General features: G+C 48.6%; 18 protein-coding genes. 4 read left to right on the top strand and 14 right to left on the bottom strand.

Annotated elements, in window-relative coordinates:
• Positions 1-61: 61 nt before the first annotated feature.
• The 10 genes from mscL to N836_RS56085 form a co-directional block, all read right to left on the bottom strand.
• On the bottom strand, positions 62-484 hold the full coding sequence (mscL, locus tag N836_RS56130; RefSeq protein ID WP_023073625.1) for a large conductance mechanosensitive channel protein MscL: 423 nt from the start codon (positions 482-484) through the stop codon (positions 62-64).
• A 192-nt stretch (positions 485-676) separates the two neighbouring features.
• On the bottom strand, positions 677-1,444 hold the full coding sequence (locus tag N836_RS56125) for a sulfotransferase family protein (RefSeq protein WP_161634986.1): 768 nt from the start codon (positions 1,442-1,444) through the stop codon (positions 677-679).
• A 550-nt stretch (positions 1,445-1,994) separates the two neighbouring features.
• Positions 1,995-2,699 (bottom strand): urea ABC transporter ATP-binding subunit UrtE, encoded by a 705-nt coding sequence (urtE, locus tag N836_RS56120; RefSeq protein WP_031293111.1) that lies wholly within the window; start codon positions 2,697-2,699, stop codon positions 1,995-1,997.
• Between the two features lie 63 nt (positions 2,700-2,762).
• Entirely contained in the window at positions 2,763-3,893 is a 1,131-nt protein-coding gene (gene urtD / locus N836_RS56115; protein WP_023073622.1) for an urea ABC transporter ATP-binding protein UrtD, read from the bottom strand.
• 28 nt (positions 3,894-3,921) lie between these two features.
• A complete protein-coding gene (urtC, locus tag N836_RS56110) occupies positions 3,922-5,076 on the bottom strand; it encodes an urea ABC transporter permease subunit UrtC (protein WP_023073621.1) in 1,155 nt (384 codons plus the stop codon).
• A gap of 2 nt (positions 5,077-5,078) precedes the next feature.
• On the bottom strand, positions 5,079-6,245 hold the full coding sequence (locus tag N836_RS56105) for an ABC transporter permease (protein ID WP_023073620.1): 1,167 nt from the start codon (positions 6,243-6,245) through the stop codon (positions 5,079-5,081).
• Between the two features lie 97 nt (positions 6,246-6,342).
• Positions 6,343-7,656, bottom strand: coding sequence for an urea ABC transporter substrate-binding protein (gene urtA, locus N836_RS56100; RefSeq protein WP_023073619.1), 1,314 nt, complete (start codon positions 7,654-7,656; stop codon positions 6,343-6,345).
• Positions 7,657-7,878: 222 nt separating this feature from the next.
• Positions 7,879-8,508 (bottom strand): urease accessory protein UreG, encoded by a 630-nt coding sequence (gene ureG, locus N836_RS56095; RefSeq protein WP_031293107.1) that lies wholly within the window; start codon positions 8,506-8,508, stop codon positions 7,879-7,881.
• A gap of 143 nt (positions 8,509-8,651) precedes the next feature.
• Positions 8,652-9,332 (bottom strand): urease accessory protein UreF, encoded by a 681-nt coding sequence (locus N836_RS56090; protein ID WP_023073617.1) that lies wholly within the window; start codon positions 9,330-9,332, stop codon positions 8,652-8,654.
• A complete protein-coding gene (locus tag N836_RS56085) occupies positions 9,316-9,834 on the bottom strand; it encodes an urease accessory protein UreE (RefSeq protein ID WP_023073616.1) in 519 nt (172 codons plus the stop codon). Before N836_RS56085 ends, N836_RS56090 begins: the two co-directional genes overlap by 17 nt.
• A gap of 284 nt (positions 9,835-10,118) precedes the next feature.
• On the opposite strand from N836_RS56085, the gene N836_RS56080 reads away from it, so the two are divergent.
• Entirely contained in the window at positions 10,119-10,754 is a 636-nt protein-coding gene (locus N836_RS56080) for a LuxR C-terminal-related transcriptional regulator (RefSeq protein ID WP_023073615.1), read from the top strand.
• 47 nt (positions 10,755-10,801) lie between these two features.
• Here N836_RS56080 and N836_RS0138435 read toward each other — a convergent pair whose 3' ends face one another.
• Entirely contained in the window at positions 10,802-11,293 is a 492-nt protein-coding gene (locus tag N836_RS0138435; protein ID WP_081716896.1) for a calcium-binding protein, read from the bottom strand.
• Between the two features lie 272 nt (positions 11,294-11,565).
• Between N836_RS0138435 and N836_RS56075 the strand changes: the two genes are divergently transcribed.
• From N836_RS56075 to N836_RS56065, 3 genes are all read left to right on the top strand, one after another.
• On the top strand, positions 11,566-12,345 hold the full coding sequence (locus N836_RS56075) for a photosystem II S4 domain protein (RefSeq protein ID WP_023073613.1): 780 nt from the start codon (positions 11,566-11,568) through the stop codon (positions 12,343-12,345).
• 307 nt (positions 12,346-12,652) lie between these two features.
• A complete protein-coding gene (locus N836_RS56070; protein ID WP_023073612.1) occupies positions 12,653-13,522 on the top strand; it encodes a hypothetical protein in 870 nt (289 codons plus the stop codon).
• A 73-nt stretch (positions 13,523-13,595) separates the two neighbouring features.
• Positions 13,596-14,261, top strand: coding sequence for a peroxiredoxin-like family protein (locus tag N836_RS56065; RefSeq protein WP_023073611.1), 666 nt, complete (start codon positions 13,596-13,598; stop codon positions 14,259-14,261).
• Here N836_RS56065 and N836_RS56060 read toward each other — a convergent pair.
• The 3 genes from N836_RS56060 to phnM are packed head-to-tail and all read right to left on the bottom strand — an operon-like array spanning position 14,256 to position 16,808.
• Positions 14,256-15,083: a phosphodiesterase gene (locus tag N836_RS56060; RefSeq protein WP_023073610.1), complete on the bottom strand. Its 828-nt coding sequence runs from the start codon at positions 15,081-15,083 to the stop codon at positions 14,256-14,258. The two genes, N836_RS56065 and N836_RS56060, sit on opposite strands and share 6 nt — an antisense overlap.
• Positions 15,080-15,640, bottom strand: a complete 561-nt coding sequence (locus tag N836_RS56055; protein ID WP_031293100.1) for a phosphonate degradation HD-domain oxygenase — start codon at positions 15,638-15,640, stop codon at positions 15,080-15,082. Before N836_RS56055 ends, N836_RS56060 begins: the two co-directional genes overlap by 4 nt.
• 31 nt (positions 15,641-15,671) lie before the next feature.
• The gene (phnM, locus tag N836_RS56050) at positions 15,672-16,808 is read right to left on the bottom strand and encodes a phosphonate metabolism protein PhnM (protein ID WP_023073608.1); all 1,137 of its coding nucleotides are present in this window, start codon (positions 16,806-16,808) and stop codon (positions 15,672-15,674) included.
• Positions 16,809-16,924: the final 116 nt, after the last annotated feature.

Genomic DNA, 16,924 nt, shown 5'->3' with positions numbered 1-16,924 from the left:
ACATTTCCCGACCCATTATCTAGATTATGGGTTTAGCGGTGTTAACGCAGGTAGTACAGGTTTACATCCGCTGTTCAAGAAAACCCGTTAAACGGCCCAAAGTATCGTTGAGCTTTTCATCGGTGGACGGTCCTGCATCCACTTCTTCGGTACGCTTGAGACGCTCAAATGTACGAATCACCATAAATAGGATGAAGGCAATCACCACAAAATTGATGACATTGGACAAAAAGACACCGTACTTGATGCCATTGGCAGAGAGAGCGGCAATGTCTTCAACGTTGGCAGCCTTGAGAGCGGGGCTCAGTAGTAGGGGAGTAATAATGTCTTCAATGAATGAAGTAATGACAGCGCCAAAAGCGCCACCAATCACAACAGCTACTGCCAGGTCAACGACATTGCCGCGTAGTAAAAATTCACGAAAGTCGTTCATAAAGCTACCGGCAGAGTTCACTGCTCGAGAGCGAGCCTGATTACTAACCATGGGGATATTATTCCTTAACGAAAAGGGTCCTGTGTTTAGGTGAAATCACATTGAGGTCCAGATGTGCAATTAGGTTGTCAGCTAAAGCAATCTAGAACTGAAGCTGCAAAGCGTTGCACCGGCTTTTTCGGCCATCAAAGTGAATTTCTGGAAGTATATCAATGTTTTTTCTATAACTTCCGAGTGTTCAGGTTACATTAACCTTTGCCGACAACTTACATTAACCTTTGCCGACAACGAACTTTCGTGCTCAGACTGATGATCAGCTATGGCGCTTGACAGCTGAGTGTACTGGCTTAGGGTGGTCATACAGCTGGCATAACAGTTATATACAGCTGTTTGTTTCTCCAAAGTAAATATGGTTTCGTTGAGGATGGGTTTACGAAACTTCTTACGGAGAATTTTCCCGGCCCGAATGGCGTTGGAGTTATCGCCGTACTTGAGGCGGGCTGTGTGTGGGGCCACTGTATAGCTGTCGGAAAATGGAGTCCGAGTGCCTAGAAATGTCTGGAATGATGCCAGGGTACGGTCTGTATCACCTAGCAAATCTTCATACCGCAGGGTTAAACAGCGATTGGGCTCGTTGATCTGCATCGCCAGGGTTTTAAGGCGCTCCAGGCGTTTTTGATAATAGCTGATCCATTGCTCCACTCCGGCTGGAGATTCTTGGCCTGAAAAAGAATGGACTGTGCTGGTGTAGGTAGCTGCCGGGTCACGCAGGAGAAAGATAAATTTAATCTGTATAGCGTCTGCTATGGGATAGTCCCAAACAATCTTGTCAACGATGTATGTGTAGTCCATCGGCTCAAAATCGTCGAGAACAGCAGCTGTTCTATAAATGAGTCGATGTAAATCGGTGGTTGATGTATAGCTGACATGACTTTCTCCATAACCTGTGACTTCAGGGTGGCTATAGAGTATGTGTCCCAGTAATGAAGAGCCAGAACGGGCTGGGGCCATGACAAAAAGATACTTTGATGGTTTTTGCCGCTGCTTTAGTTTTTTATTGAGGGATGCTCTCAGTACATGGTATGCATACAGGTCAAAGAGTAGAAGACTTTCAACTTTTGAGATAAAAGTTCTGACGCTAACTGGAATGAGTTCTCTCAAATAGCTTTTGATCATGATGCATGATGTCCAATAGTACGGTGCCGACAAGTTTTAGATAGATGAGCAAATGTGCCTGTATGAACAGACGCTGCTGTCTTACTGAGGTTCTGTGTGCCTCTTCCGTATATGCACCACCAATGTTGAATTCCCCTGACTCCAGGTCAAATCAGGCTATGCAGCCATATACGGTTGGCTGATGGGCCGAGTGATCAGACGCGATAGTTAAGACTGAAGTTTCTAATAAAAGCATCAATTATTACATCAGATACAAATACTGCATCCGTATATTTACTTAATAATTGATGGCGGCACCCATCCCAAAATTGCGCTCATGCACCCACAAGCGCCAGGATTTGATCTATTTGGAACTTAGCACAAGTGTGCCTGGAATAAAATAGGCCTAAACTGCAAGAAATTCTTGAATGACATCATTGCTGAGCTGTTCTGTAGAGCCAGAGGCAACAATCCCACCTTTTTGCATGGCGTAATAGTAGTCGGCCTGACGGACAAAATGTAGATGTTGTTCTACCAATAGGACAGAAATGCCAGTGGTTTCAATGATGCGCCGTACTGCGTTTTCAATATCTAGAATGATTGAGGGTTGAATACCTTCGGTGGGTTCATCTAACAGTAATAGCTGAGGTTGGCCCATGAGGGCACGGGCAATGGATAGCTGTTGTTGTTGGCCGCCACTTAGGTCGCCCCCCATGCGTGACAGCATAGTTTTGAGAACAGGAAAGAGTTCAAAGATCAGCTCAGGAATTTCTTTTTTTGCCTTGGGTGCTCGTTTGCCTAAGGCTTCTAAGCCAATGATGAGATTTTCTTTGACAGTCAATCGGGGGATAATCTCTCGCCCTTGAGGAACATAGCCAATGCCGATACGGGCTCGATTGTCGGCTGTGAGTGAGTTGATAGGTTGACCATCGTATGCGATCGCACCACTACGGGGAGATAACAAGCCAATAATATTCTTCAACAAGGTTGTTTTTCCCACCCCATTGCGTCCAATTAAACAGATCATCTGGCCCTTGGGCACCGTCAGATCCACATCCCGCAAAATATGGCTTTCACCATAGTAAAAGTTCAGCCCCGAGATTTTTAACATGGGGGTTGTTGAGGATTGTTGATGGATAGATTGGGGCACTGTAGTTGTCATGGGCTAGCACATCTATTGATAAGTCTTCAGTTGTTCCAAAGCCGCCGCTTCTAAACGGCTAACGGTTTCAGGTGGCAGGTCTAGCAGCTTTAATAACTTCTGATACACCACAGCTTCCGCCTGATTAACCTGATTAGAGCTAATTACCTCATAGCTCAACATCAGAGCTTGTTCCCGCTCAGCGGGGGTGGTGAGCTTTGGCACCAGCTCCTCTAAAGGAATTTTTTTGGCTAGCAAATCTTTCAGGTCATGACGAAGAGACGCCTGCTCGTTGGCATCTTGAGCAAACTGACGACTGAGGCGATCGAGAATGACATCCTGTTGAATGGGCGCAAAGTTGCCGTCAGCCCAGGCCATAGTCGCCGCAATCCGCAGGAGGAGCATCTGGTCTGGGGTAATTGAGGTCTCACTGCCCAGATAAACCTCAATCACACGCGGATCGTTTTGCACTTCGTCCATGGTGCCTTCGCACAGTACAGACCCTTCGTGTAGTACTGTGACCTGACGGGCAATCTGACGAACAAACTCCATATCATGCTCAATCACGATGACAGAATGACTTTCCGCCAGGGCAATCAGTAGCTCACCAGTCCGTTCGGTTTCTTCATCGGTCAACCCGGCAACCGGCTCGTCAACCAGAAGTAAATCAGGTGACTGGGCCACCAGCATACCAATCTCAAGCCACTGTTTCTCGCCATGGGAAAGCAAGGCGGCAGGTTTGTCTGACTTGTGGTCTAAGCCAATGGTTTCTAGCAAGCCACCGACGGTACGACGTTCAGCTTTGGGGGTGGGCTTCAACAGGGTGGACAGTACGCTTTTGTCCTGGTTGCAACAAAGCTCCAGGTTTTCGCGTGGTGTCAGGTTGAGATAAATACGTGGTGTTTGAAACTTACGGCCAATACCCAGCCGCGCAATGTCATGTTCTGCACGACCGCTCAGCTTTTTGCCCTTGAATTTTACTTTGCCCTGGGTAGGTTGCACTTTGCCAGTGATGACATCTAGAAAGGTGGTTTTTCCAGCGCCATTGGGGCCAATAATCACCCGAAGCTCGCCTTCATTCATGGCGAAGTTGAGATTGTTGAGAGCTTTAAACCCGTCAAAGCTGACGGTGAGCGCATCGATTTCTAGGATTTTGTTTGCCATTATTGAGCGATGATCGGTTGGGTCGGCGTTATTTACTGGCTAACTCTTGTTTTTCTCGTTTGATATCAGGGTCTAGCTCAATGTCTGGATAGGTGTTGAGCTGGGGTTGTAAACCCAGTAAATCGCGAATCTGATTGACGGCATCATCTCGTAACCAGCCGACAATGCCCTTAGGCAATACTGTGACAACCAGCAGGAACAGCGCCCCTTGGAAAAATAACCAAACTTCTGGAAATTGTTCGCTGAGTAATGCTTGGGCCCAGTTGACCGCTAGCGCTCCCAGTACAGCTCCCCCCAGAGTGGCGCGACCGCCGACGGCAACCCAAATTACCATTTCAATGGAGAAGGCAACACTCATATATTGCGGAGTGATGCCGCTGGATTGAACGGTGTAGAGTGCCCCAGCAGCGCCAGCGATGCCGCCTGCAACGGCAAAGACTAAAACCTTAAACATGGCAGGGTTATAGCCTGAAAATCTGAGGCGATTTTCATCATCCCGGATGGCAATTAACAAACGCCCAAAGCGTCCTCGGGTTAGCCAACGGCAGAGTCCGTAGGTGAGGGCTAAGATGATCACCGTTGCGATGTAGAACGCAAACTGCATGCGATCGCTACCCACCTGTTGACCAAATAGCGGAGTAGTGTCAGTGCCCAGACCGTTGGTGCCGTTAATTAGCTTTTGCTGGCCATTAAAAAAGTTAAAAAATACCACCAGCATGGCCTGGGTCAAAATCGAGAAATAAACGCCTCGAATCCGGTTACGGAAGACCAGGTAGCCAAGCAAACCCGCTACCAGCCCTGGTAAGACAACAATCGCAATCAGGGTAACGGGTAGTGAGTAGAAGGGTTGCCAAAACCAGGGCAGTTCTGAAACCCCGTACAAACCAAAAAATTCAGGAATACCATCGCCAGCCAGATTAAGCTGCAGGTGCATGGCAAAGGCATAGCCCCCCAGAGCAAAGAAAATACCCTGTCCCAGACTCAGCAGTCCGGTGTAGCCCCAGATTAGATCTACACCCAGGGCGACAATAGCCAGCGCCAGAAATCGCCCCAACAGCCCCAGGCGAAAACCTGACAGCATTAACGGCGCAACAAAAATCAAAAATAGTGTGAGACCAATAACAATGCCGACTTCCAGAGTCCGTCTGCGGTTTTTGCCTAGGTTTTTTGTGGTGTCTGCCATGGTTATACCTCCACCGAACGGCCTTTTTGAGGAAATAACCCAGCGGGTTTAACCTGCAAGAAAGCAATAATTAAGGCAAATACCAGCACTTTGGCCATACTGGTTGTGGCGAAAAAGGTGGCCATATCAATCAGGGGCTGCAGTGCTTCACTGGAGGGCAACATCAGCACCAATGTACCGGAGCCGACAATGTAGGTGACGATACCAATCAGCAAGGCCGCTACGATACTGCCAATTAGCTTACCAACTCCGCCGACTACCACCACCATAAAGGCATCAACAATATAGTTGCTGCCTAGGTTAGGACCCACCGACCCCAATAGGGTGACGGCACAGCCAGCGATTCCCGCTAGACCAGACCCCAGGGCAAAGGTAAGGGCATCTACTCGCTTGGTCGGAATCCCCAGGCAGGCACTCATATCCCGGTTTTGAGTGACGGATCGAATCCGCAGACCCCAGGCAGATCGATTGAGAAACCAAAACGTGCCGAATAAACAAACTACCGTTAGCAAAATGATAAAAATACGGGCGGCTGGAAAAGATAGGGTGTCTGTGACGCGAATGCTATCCTGCAACCAACCGGGAGCGGTGACATCCACATTACGGGCGCTAAACCAGGGTTTTTCGAGAGCTGAGTTACTGTTGAGTGCTTGCCCCAGGCTAATGCCAATCCCAAGCGACAATACCAGCACAACAAACTTAGCCAGCTTCTGACGTGGACCCAGATTGGCAAACTTATCTAAGATAGTGCGACCACCAAACAGAAACAGACACACGGTTAAAATGCCAAAAACCAGCGACCAGCTGACACTGCGCACAAACTGCTGCAAAATCAGGCTCACTCCCCAGGTGGCCAGCAGTGTTTCCAGGGGCCGTCCATAAAGTAATCGAATCACACTGCGTTCCAGGGCGAGTCCGACGAGAGCCGCGACCACAAACGAGAGGGGCAACGCCAGCAAGATATAAAAATCTTGGGCCCCATCGCCGAGTGCTTTAAAGCCATTCTGCACCACATAGGTGGTGTAGGCTCCTAGCATCATCAGTTCTCCATGGGCCAGGTTAATAACGCCCATAAGACCAAACACAATCGCCAGACCCAGGGCCACAATTAGAAGCACCGCGCCAATGCTGATGCCATTAAATATGCCGTTAATTAAACCGTCGAGCACGAACTGTTACCTGTTAAAGAGGGTGAGTGGTTAATAGTGAAATGAAAAAAGGGAAGAGCCACCGTGACCCTCCCCTGTCAGCTAAATCACAACAGCCTTAGGCTTCCTTGAACTTGCCACCCTTGGCTGGGTCGGACCAGTCACAGGTATAACCCTTAGTGTCAGGAACATACTGGTTCCAGGGCAAGGGATCAACTGGACCGTCAGTTGCAGACACGATCTCGAACAGACCGTCGTCACGGATCTCACCGATACGAACAGTCTTGGACAAGTGATGGTTGGGGTTCATGGTGACTGTGCCACCGGGTGCGTCAAAGACTTGACCATAGGCAGCTTCACGCACAGCAGCAATATCAGTTGTGCCTGCTTGCTCAACAGCTTGCTTCCACAGATAAACCATGATGTAAGCGGCTTCCATGGGGTCGTTGGTTACCCGATCATCACCGTATTCAGCCTTAAAGTCGGATACCCACTTCTCGTTATCAGCGCTCTCAACAGTTTGGAAGTAGTTCCAGGCAGCATAGTGACCGGTAAGGAAGTCGGGACCGATGGTACGAACTTCTTCTTCAGCAATACTCACGGACATTACCGGATACTTATCTGGACCCATGCCTGCGCCCTTGAGCTGCTTAAAGAAAGCAACGTTACTGTCACCATTGAGGCTGTTAAAGATAACACCACCGTCGGGCAGTGCTGCCTTGATCTTGGTGATGATGGGAGTTACCTCGGTGTTCCCCAGGGGCAAGTAGTCTTCACCAACGGTGTTACCGCCCTCGGCTTTCAGTTGCTCTTTAATAATGTTGTTGGCGGTACGAGGGAATACATAGTCAGAACCGACCAGGAAGAAGTCTGTGCCTTTGTTTTCTAACAACCAGGAGACAGCGGGTTCAATCTGCTGGTTGGGAGCGGCACCTGTGTAGAAAATGTTCTTGGAACATTCCTGGCCTTCGTACTGTACGGGATACCACAGCATGTGGTCTTTCGCTTCGAAGACGGGAAGTACTTTCTTACGGCTAGCAGAGGTCCAGCAGCCAAATACTACAGACACCTGATCTTGATCGATCAGTTTTTCTGCTTTCTCTGCAAAAGTATCCCAGTCGGACGCGCCGTCTTCTTTAACGGCAACAATCTGCTTACCTAGAACACCACCAGCCGCGTTAATCTCTTTGATGGCTAATTCTTCAGCATCTACCACGGTGGTTTCACTAATGGCCATGGTGCCGCTCAGGGAGTGAAGAATACCCACCTTAATCGTATCGCCGTCACCAGCAGCTGCGGTTGTAGCTTCGCCTTCAGCGGGTGCGGTTTCAGCGGTAGGCTCAGAAGTGCCACCACAGGCTTTTAGCAGGATACTGGTACCCACGGCAGTAGAGCCGTACACCAAAAATTTACGTCTATTAATCCTCGTCATTGGGCGTTCCTTTCTAACGACTCACACACCTAATCGCATCAAAAATCGGCAGCTGCAATAAAACCTACACAGTCACCGTAGATACACTTATTCGCTCCGTGATGGTAAGTCTTGAGGAAAGCGATAATTGTAGTATTTGATACTTTTCTGAGTCTCTACAGATTTCTTTATTTTGATCCCCAAACATTTGTTAGGGCCGATCTGGCCATAGCTGGCGCTCACCTAAGCAGATTGGGGAATGGCCAATCGGCCATGAAACTGGATGAACTGTTGAATCGTTTCTAGACCTTGTCTTGCTTTAAGGTTTGTAAATACAAAGGGTTTGTCCCCACGCATGGTTTTGGCATCCCGTTCCATCACGGTTAGATCGGCACCCACCAGAGGAGCCAGGTCAATCTTGTTAATGACGAGCAGATCTGATTTAGTAATGCCTGGCCCACCTTTGCGGGGGATTTTATCGCCAGCGGCCACATCGATCACATAAACAGTGAGATCCACCAGCTCAGGGCTAAATGTGGCGGCCAGGTTATCACCACCGCTCTCAACAAAAATCAGGTCCAGGTCCTCAAATCGTGTTTCCAGGTCCTCAATGGCGACCAGGTTCAGGGAGGCATCTTCACGAATGGCGGTGTGGGGACAGCCACCGGTTTCAACGCCAACGATGCGGCTATGGTCGAGGAGGGCCTGACTGCGGACGAGGAATTGGGCGTCTTCTTGGGTGTAAATGTCGTTGGTGACTACAGCAATGGAGTAGTCATCGCGCATGGTTTTACAGAGAGCGTCGACGAGGGCGGTTTTACCGGAGCCGACGGGGCCAGCAACGCCGATCCGGTAAGGGGAAGATGAGGTCATGGGGGCGTGCCGGAATCGTTTTTGTAGGGGCCTTGCATGCAAGGCCCCTACAAAAACGATTCCGGATAGATAGTGGACAAATCCTAGGATAGAACCCTTGTTTTACAAACCTAGAATTCATCCTCAAAATTTAAAACTTTTGCCTAGCTGCGAAACAGTCGGGTGTATAGGGTTTCGTGTTGCATGCTTGAGATCGCACTGCCCCAGCCACTGATATATAGCTGCTCATCCTCCAGGGTCACCATATCGGCTACTGCGCTCCTCAGTTCTGGGATTAGCTGCAGCAAACAGCGTTGACCGTCGGTTTGTCCCAGGGGTACGAGCTTAACCGCTGCCCCAATCAGGTTAGTGGCCCAGCTTTGCACATAGCCCAGGGCCATCGTAGAAGGGGCGATTTGCCAGTGAGCTGCAATCATGCCAAAGGCAACGGCGAAGTTGCAATTGGTGCCGCAGGCTGCAAAGGTGGGCTTGAGTTCCGGATGGAGGGCGTTGACTAGACGCACCAGGGCACGACCCATTTGCCAGCTTTGCTGCCGGAGTTCGGCGGTGTCGCGGCTGGCGGTGAGCCACTGGTTCCAGTAGGCGAGCTGGTGAGGATTATTGAGGTGTTGGTGGGCGCGGGTTGCGATCGCTGCATCTAACCGCACACTGCCATAGCGTAGCTCCTGTACCAGCCAGTCATGTAGCATCGCACTATCCCTCAGCCTACCCTGCACCACCAGAGTTTCTAACCCTTCAGAATAGCTAAAAGCCCCCACTGGCAAAGCCGGACTGGTTAGCTGTAGCAGCTTCAGCAGGGCCTGTTCATCAATGGTGGTGGCCATAGGCTCCCATCTCCGGTTGAAAAGGTACAGTTTCCACGGTTACCATCACCCCAAGCTGATTCAACATCGCCTCCAGGACCGAGTCTGGTGCTAAGCGCAAATAATCCGTCCCTAGCTCCAATGCCACATGACGATTGCCCAAATGATAGGCTGCTTGTAACAGCTTAAGAGCAGGCTGTGTCGAGGCAGACTGATCACTAGGTGTCGTTCTTACCGTCATCACTGGCTCAGGCTTTGCCACAATTCTTAGCACTTGGGCATGTCCATCCCCGATCAAGCAATCCCCGTCTCGCAGCGTTGTTCCTCGGGGCAATTGCAGGTATATCTCAGCTGTTTGAGGCTCTGCCTCACCAACGGCTGAGTTCGTTGTTTGACAATCACTTTCCGTAATTTCACTAGAAATACTGTAGCGATATCGAGAGCGGGTACGCTCATCGGCTGTCAGCGCGAGTGTCAACGTTGGTTCGAGCGCTGACGATGCTTTTTGAGTAAAAACGTACACCGAGATTTCAAAAGCGCATTGCCTCTACAGCATGCCACATCCTTACGCTAATCAAAGCAGCTAAATTTGCCGGATGTCTGGATGTTATTTATGCCGCTCACGCGAACTGTCACAAATCCGTACGGATTTTCCATATTTGGAAATGAGGTAAATATTGTCAGCGACATCCGTATTTTCTACTAAATCGGTTCAGCCTTTTATACGAATCTTGCAGACGCCACTAGCACAGTCAACGAAGTTCAGAGAAGTTCAGATTTTCGTCCGCCAATTACTTCCCGTTAGTTATGGCTACTCAGACCCAAATTGTTCCCCAAATGGCTCCTTCCCAGGCTGCAGTGATGAGCGACCACAATGATTCTTTTAATATGCAGGCAGCATTACTTGTAGCAGCCATTGAAAACTTTACGTTTGGTCTCATTATTGTTACCCAAGATGGCACTATCTTGCATAAAAACAAACGTGCACAAATGATCCTCAAGGAGATGTCTTGCCCATCATCTAGTAGTATTCCTGACTTACTTTGGCATCCCTGTCAAAGCCTCCTGGAAAACCAGGATGAAGCATCAGAACTGCTGCCTACGGATTACACCATTGTTTTAGAAGACGAGATTCTCACTGACCACAGTACGATTCACATGCGGGTACAGTGGTTTGACTGGAACAACGAGGCTTGCCAGGTTGGCAATTGTTTTCTAATTACCCTAGAAGACCGCCAACAGTCTCTCGCTGTTATCGCTAATCACGAAGCTCAACGTTATGGCCTAACAACTCGTGAAACAGATGTTTGGTGTTTAAAGCGTAAGGGCAGCAGTTACAAAGAAATTGCCAGAGCATTGTTTATTTCTGAAAACACTGTCAAAAAACACTTGAAGAATGTTTATTCCAAAAAAGAACAATTCTCTGGATTGAATGAGCTATAACCGACAACAGCACATGACCACCACATGTCATGTGCTGTTGTTTAAGCTTAAACCATTCTGAATGTGCTGCTATTCAGGTTCAAATTGCCCCCTCCCCGAATGACAGCAATTAATTCATCTTGAGTGCTACCCTCATTATCAATAAATAAAGCTCGACCATTACTGACGCCTTGTGGAGTAGACCCCAAACGATAGCTATGGCGAGCGCTCAGTTGAATGATATCTTTTTGGGCAATGTTAAGATCGGTAATGACTGCGTAGTTGTTGGTGCCCATCGACCTGGCATTGCCATCATCGTAGAAACTACCGCTACGATCGCCTAAGACAAAGGTATCACGTACCTTTCCACCCGTTAGGATATCTTTCTCCGACGCCCGAGTTCGTTGGGCCCCTTGGAGTCGATCATTACCATCTCCTCCCAACAGTGTATCTGAGCCAGCCTCGCCTAGCAGCTGGTCATTACCAGTACCACCTAAGAGTTGGTCATTACCTGAGCCACCCCAAAGGCGACCGTTGTACCAGTTTGAGGAGTGACACAGCTACTTCCGGATACGCAAAAGAGAGAATCTGAAAAAGAGTTTTTGCTCAGATAAAGTTCAAAACAAGACAAGACACAACTCAAATGCTTAAGCGTTTGTACTTAAACAGGACACGATTGCTGTCCAATAACCTTCCGGACATGCCTCTACGTTGCTTTGCGATGTCGCCTGTCCGCTGCCCAGCTTCGCTAAGCATCAGTAGCGCAAAGTATTAGTATAGGCAAACACTGCATACTATAAAAACACCTAGACATTTCATCACACCTACCTCTATGTTGCCCAAAGACGACCTGCTTAAGGGAGCTGAAAATATTGAAACCCTGACCCGTGTGCTGGATCAAGCCGATCAAGCTATTCGCACATGGGAGCCAGTCACCACTGATTTTTTGTCGCCACCAGAGCTATATGAAGCCCAGGCCGTATTCGGGCGTCTAACCGATATCCATACCCAGGCCCAGGGTGGCTATCCTCAAGCTGAGCGGCAGCGTCTGACCATGGCCCGTACCGAAATTCCATTAGACGCACAACCTACACCGCTGGCGCTGCTGAATGTAGCGGGTAACTTTTTATTTGATACTGCCACCCATCGTGACTTTTTAGGGGCGCTATTGGGAACAGGTATTGTCCGCGAAAAAGTGGGGGACATCATTGTCCTGGGTGAGCGTGGTGCTCAGATTATTGTTGTGCCTGAACTGGTGGATTTTTTAGAAATGAGCCTGACCCAGGTACGCTCGGTGCCAGTCAAAACTAAACTCATTGACTGGAGTGAACTCCGGGTACGAGAACCTAAGAAAAAGGAAATGACGACTGTAGAAGCCTCTATGCGTTTGGACGCTGTGGCCTCTGCTGGGTTTGGTATGTCCCGTAGCAAAATGGCCGATATGATCACCGCAGGTGATGTTCGAGTCAATTGGAAAACGATTTCTCAATCCAGCCATGCCTTAAAATCCGGTGATTTAGTGGCCATTCGTGGCAAAGGTCGGTTAGAAATTGGCGATGTGATGATTACTAAAAAACAGCGTTATCGGATCGGTCTGACTCGTTATGTCTAGCAAAGATAGCATTGCTGGTTCTTGCTGTATTTTCTTATAGATATATCGCTATTGTTGTTTCAATCTCTAGCTCTTCATGCATGGGGAAATGTGGTTTTACCCACTATGCCTAAAATGCATTTTTTGTCTTGCTGAAACTTTCCAGATGTGGCCTCAAACAAACGTAACTATCTAATGTAGACAGGCTTCAATTTGGTTCATCCATCGGCTTAGATGTTTTAGCAGTACGGACCATATTGAGTAGTGCAAGCATTGATAGCTGGAACGAGTAAGACACTTCAGACTAAGGGCTGAGAGGTTGTACGATATGTCAAATACGCTATTAATCAATAAGACGTTTAAATTCAACCAAATTCAACAGATACGCCTGGTTCATGCGCTGGCTGAATCTGATTTTGCGATCGCAATACCGCCTTCAGAAGACAGTAAATTCTCCTTGCTTAAGGATAAATTCGAAGTTTCCTTTAGCCATAATCACTCCAACTCGATTGACATCACTGACCAGCTTCAAATTGTTCATAGTGAGCCTTTAACATCCCTGGGGAGTGTTTCCAAAAGTCTGGTTTTTCCGGCCATCATTCCTCAACATTGTCGCTCTATGTGGCAACCAAAAAGACGTTTTCGCTATTCGTTTCAAGGGCTAGTCACTCAGAAACGAAAATCTTTACTGGAGGGCTGGATTAGCAAAAATATCAGCGCCAGACATAAATTACCGAATACTAATAGTCGTATCTACAATTTACGAAAGGATCTTCTCTCTAAGCTTAGAATTGACTACACCATAAAAAAGAATATTGGTGATCTACTGCTGTGGTCATCGGATAGAGGACGACGTTTTCCGATCAAAGCGTGGGATGAAAACTATTTTAGAGTCCTAGCAAACTCACAATATGTGCTTTGCCCAAGTGGTGATTATATTTGGTCATACCGTTTTTTTGAAGCAGCGTTATGTGGTGCAATTCCTATTGTCGAAAAGTCTTGCAAAGCCTATGAAGGATTCAGATATGTTTCTTTTGACGACGATGTCAGAGATCTGGCATGGAATTTAGCAGATGCTGAACACAACTATGCACTGTGTACTGAAAGAATCACGATTTCTAAGGCTGAGCTCAATGCTGCACTCATGCAAATAGTGGAGCCATTATCAGCTTCTCAGCGAACTCTAATGTCTGATTAGGGAGTTTTAATCTCTGGGGCATACCATCGTTCTAGAATTTCGAACAAGATTAACCTACTAGAGGCATGCTCCCATGACTACAACCACACATCCCCTGGCAGAACAGCTAGCTGAAACCCGTGCTAGTTTTCAACAACAGGTTCCTGAAGTGGTTCAAGCGACGATGAAAACGGCTACTGAAGCCCTCGAAGTTGCTGGGCTGGCGGATCAAGCCCTAACGGTTGGTGATATTGCCCCCGACTTTACCTTGCCCGATGCCACTGGTAAAGCAGTGCGTCTAAGTGACTTACTGCAGCAAGGCCCCGTAGTGATTAATTTTTATCGGGGTGAATGGTGTCCTTACTGCAATCTGGAACTGCGGGCATTTCAAAATCTGCTGCCTGAGTTTAAGCAGGCAGGGGCTACGCTGGTGGCTATTTCTCCAGAGCTGCCGGATCACTCCCTGAGCGTGACTGAGAAACATAATCTGGCATATTCTGTGCTCAGTGATGTAGGTAATCAGGTATCGCGCCAATATGGATTAGTGTTTACCTTGGATGAGTCTTTGCGGCCAATTTACAAGAACTTTGGCATTGATATTCCTGCTAGCAACGGTGACGATAGCTATGAGCTACCGATGCCTGCTACCTATGTAATTGATCAGGCCAGACGTATTCGCTATGCCTTTGCTGAGGCAGATTATACCCAGCGAGCCGAACCTCAAGATGTACTGGCTGTTGTCAACGAGCTAGTTTCATAGCCTCGCTGCAACAACTTTTTTGCCATCAACAAAGCGATAAGGGCCATCAAATTGGCCCACATACAGAGTGTGGGAGACTAATGTCTCATCAGTCCATACATGTAGCTGATAGGCTGGTGGTTCCATGACAAACTGACTTGAGCTGTCGGGGGTAAAATCAAGGGCACTCTGATGGACCAAGCTAGGCTGACTGCTGGCTACTGTACCAGCCCATGGACAGTAAATAGTACGGTGTAAATGACCACAGCTAATGCGTTTGACCTGGGGATGTTGGCGGATTAAAGCTGCCAGCGCCCCATGGCCCTGAAACCGTTTGCGGTCCATCCAGGGAATACCGGTGGCAAACGGGGGATGGTGCATAAACAACATAGTCGGTGTTTGGGGAGCCGCTAAAAGCTGTTGTTCTAACCAGATCAGGCGCTCTGTATCTGCACAGCCACCACCTTTACCAGGAATAATGGTATCGAGCATAACCAGGCGCATGGGATAGCCCTCTACAACATAGCTGAGATGGTCACTCTCATCAGGTAGATAGGTGTGCGTATCAAATACTTGTCGCAGGTGATCGCGATGGTCGTGGTTGCCTGGCATTAAATAAATGGGGCACTGTAGCGGTGCGAGCATGACTTTGAGCAGTTCATATTCCGCCAGGGTGCCGTCTTGAATCAGATCGCCGGATGCTACAACAATGTCTGGCTGAGGATTGAGTCTGCTCAGGCGAGCAATGGCCTCAGCCACCAGGGAATTAGTGTCAACGACTCCGTAGGCTAGTTTGCCTGGAATCTGAACATGCAGGTCGCTAATTTGAGCAATTAGGGTCATGCTACCGTTGCCTTGCAAGCGGCTTCTAGGATGGGTTGAAAATAGTCTAAATCAGGAGTTTTTAACTTCTCAACTTTGGCCAGGTCATCCCAACGACGCAGCTTAACTGCATTGTCTGCATTGGGCTGCTGGATAAATGCATCTGCCATCGATTTTGAAAAGATTCCTCCCTGCAGTTCTAGACTAAGCTTAGATGCGGGTGAGAGTGATGCCCAGTAGTTGTTGTTTACCGCACATAGGTAGCGCTTGGCTGCTACATGTAACCGAATGGGTGTGGTAACAGTTTCTGGAAACAAGGTTTCTAGGACGGGGACTGCTCGATACTCGTGACGATCATCAATGCCAAGCAGGGCCGGATCATCACCGAGATGATGTACCAGATGGCCCAGGTCGTGGAGTAAACAGGCGGCGATTAGTTCTGATGATTCACCATTATCTTGAGCGAGGGTGGCGCATTGCAGTGCATGTTCGAGCTGACTGACAGCTTCGCCACCATATTGGGCCTGACCGCGATGGCGATAGAGGTCGAGGATTTGGTTTAGGGTCGTTGTGTTCATGGGAAAGGGTGTGGATGGGTGGATGGGTGGATTAGGCAATACGCTTTCCTTGACACACAACAGATGTCAGTCGGGGTACCACACCGTCATGGTGCAGGGTAATTATGTCGGCCCGTTTGCCTATTTCCAGACTGCCGCGATCGCAATCCAAACCGATTGCCTGAGCTGGATTCAAGGTAAACAGACGCATTGCTTTGTGGAGCGGTACTTGAGCCCTATCCACAATCAGGAACATCGCTTGTACTAAACTTTGGGGCACATAGTCTGAGGAGATAATATCGGCTAAGTCTCGCTCGACTAAATCCATGGCGGATACATTGCCGGAATGAGACCCGCCTAAGATCAAATTGGGGGCTCCCATTAAAACCTGTAGCCCATGACTGTGGGCGGCTTTGGCCGCATCCAATGTTGTGGGAAATTCGGCAATGGCGGCTCCGTCCTCAACGGCTTCCTGGACATGTTCTGGGGTGGCATCATCGTGACTGGCCAGACAAATATTTTGTTGTTGGGCCAGTTCCACCAGCTGGCGGCGATTGTCGACGGCGTGGAGCTGTTGGGCAGCGATGCGATCGCGAATAAAGCCATCCATCTCGTCCGCCGTCACCCCATGTTTACCCTGATAATACTCTTTATATTTATCAATTTTGACAAACTGTCGCTGTCCCGGTGTGTGATCCATCAACGACAACAACGACAACAGCGGGTGGTCTGCATAGGTTTCCACCAGATCATAAACCTGGTTATATCCCAGCTCACACCGTAGATGTAGACGATGGTCTACCGAAAATCGCCCATTACTCTGACCGTGATAAATCGTGTCAATCATGGGGCCAAACTGGGTCATACGTAGGGAACCCGGTGTGAGGTCACCAATGGAGATAGCATCACAAACGGTAGTGATACCAGCCCCAGCCAAATCTCGATCATGATGTACGGCGGCGACATCCAAGGGCCAATTCACCTTAGGACGGGGCGACATACATCGCTCCAGATTGTCGGTATGCAGCTCAATCAAACCGGGCAGCAGGTAGTCACCCTGGCCATTGTGCCCCTGGGCGACGATGCCTGGCTGAATGTCTGCAATCATGCCGTCTTTGATAACAAGCGTGCCGAGGATCTCCTGATCAAGAAGCTGCAGGCGATAATTGGTATAGATGGTTTCAGTCATGGGGCTTAGGGGCTAGGGGTGTCGAAAGGATGGCTCTACCAGTTAGATCTCGGAAATGTCTAGACATCTCCAACTAATATCGAACCAAGGTTAAGTTAACGTTATCTTTAGGATTA

The organism is Leptolyngbya sp. Heron Island J, from assembly GCF_000482245.1.
Lineage (GTDB): Bacteria > Cyanobacteriota > Cyanobacteriia > Phormidesmidales > Phormidesmidaceae > Leptothoe.
The sequence above is the reverse complement of the archived record's forward strand: the minus strand, read 5'-3'. Positions and strand labels throughout refer to the sequence as shown.

What these genes read in the sequence shown, in the direction of transcription:
- N836_RS56125 (WP_161634986.1), bottom strand. Translation starts at nt 1,444, where the DNA reads ATGGCCCCAGCCCGTTCTGGCTCTTCATTACTGGGACACATACTCTAT.
- phnM (WP_023073608.1), bottom strand. Translation starts at nt 16,808, where the DNA reads ATGACTGAAACCATCTATACCAATTATCGCCTGCAGCTTCTTGATCAG.
- N836_RS56060 (WP_023073610.1), bottom strand. Translation starts at nt 15,083, where the DNA reads ATGACCCTAATTGCTCAAATTAGCGACCTGCATGTTCAGATTCCAGGC.
- urtE (WP_031293111.1), bottom strand. Translation starts at nt 2,699, where the DNA reads ATGTTAAAAATCTCGGGGCTGAACTTTTACTATGGTGAAAGCCATATT.
- N836_RS56080 (WP_023073615.1), top strand. Translation starts at nt 10,119, where the DNA reads ATGGCTACTCAGACCCAAATTGTTCCCCAAATGGCTCCTTCCCAGGCT.
- mscL (WP_023073625.1), bottom strand. Translation starts at nt 484, where the DNA reads ATGGTTAGTAATCAGGCTCGCTCTCGAGCAGTGAACTCTGCCGGTAGC.
- N836_RS56055 (WP_031293100.1), bottom strand. Translation starts at nt 15,640, where the DNA reads ATGAACACAACGACCCTAAACCAAATCCTCGACCTCTATCGCCATCGC.
- N836_RS56075 (WP_023073613.1), top strand. Translation starts at nt 11,566, where the DNA reads ATGTTGCCCAAAGACGACCTGCTTAAGGGAGCTGAAAATATTGAAACC.
- N836_RS56070 (WP_023073612.1), top strand. Translation starts at nt 12,653, where the DNA reads ATGTCAAATACGCTATTAATCAATAAGACGTTTAAATTCAACCAAATT.
- urtC (WP_023073621.1), bottom strand. Translation starts at nt 5,076, where the DNA reads ATGGCAGACACCACAAAAAACCTAGGCAAAAACCGCAGACGGACTCTG.
- urtA (WP_023073619.1), bottom strand. Translation starts at nt 7,656, where the DNA reads ATGACGAGGATTAATAGACGTAAATTTTTGGTGTACGGCTCTACTGCC.
- N836_RS56090 (WP_023073617.1), bottom strand. Translation starts at nt 9,332, where the DNA reads ATGGCCACCACCATTGATGAACAGGCCCTGCTGAAGCTGCTACAGCTA.
- N836_RS56065 (WP_023073611.1), top strand. Translation starts at nt 13,596, where the DNA reads ATGACTACAACCACACATCCCCTGGCAGAACAGCTAGCTGAAACCCGT.
- urtD (WP_023073622.1), bottom strand. Translation starts at nt 3,893, where the DNA reads ATGGCAAACAAAATCCTAGAAATCGATGCGCTCACCGTCAGCTTTGAC.
- ureG (WP_031293107.1), bottom strand. Translation starts at nt 8,508, where the DNA reads ATGACCTCATCTTCCCCTTACCGGATCGGCGTTGCTGGCCCCGTCGGC.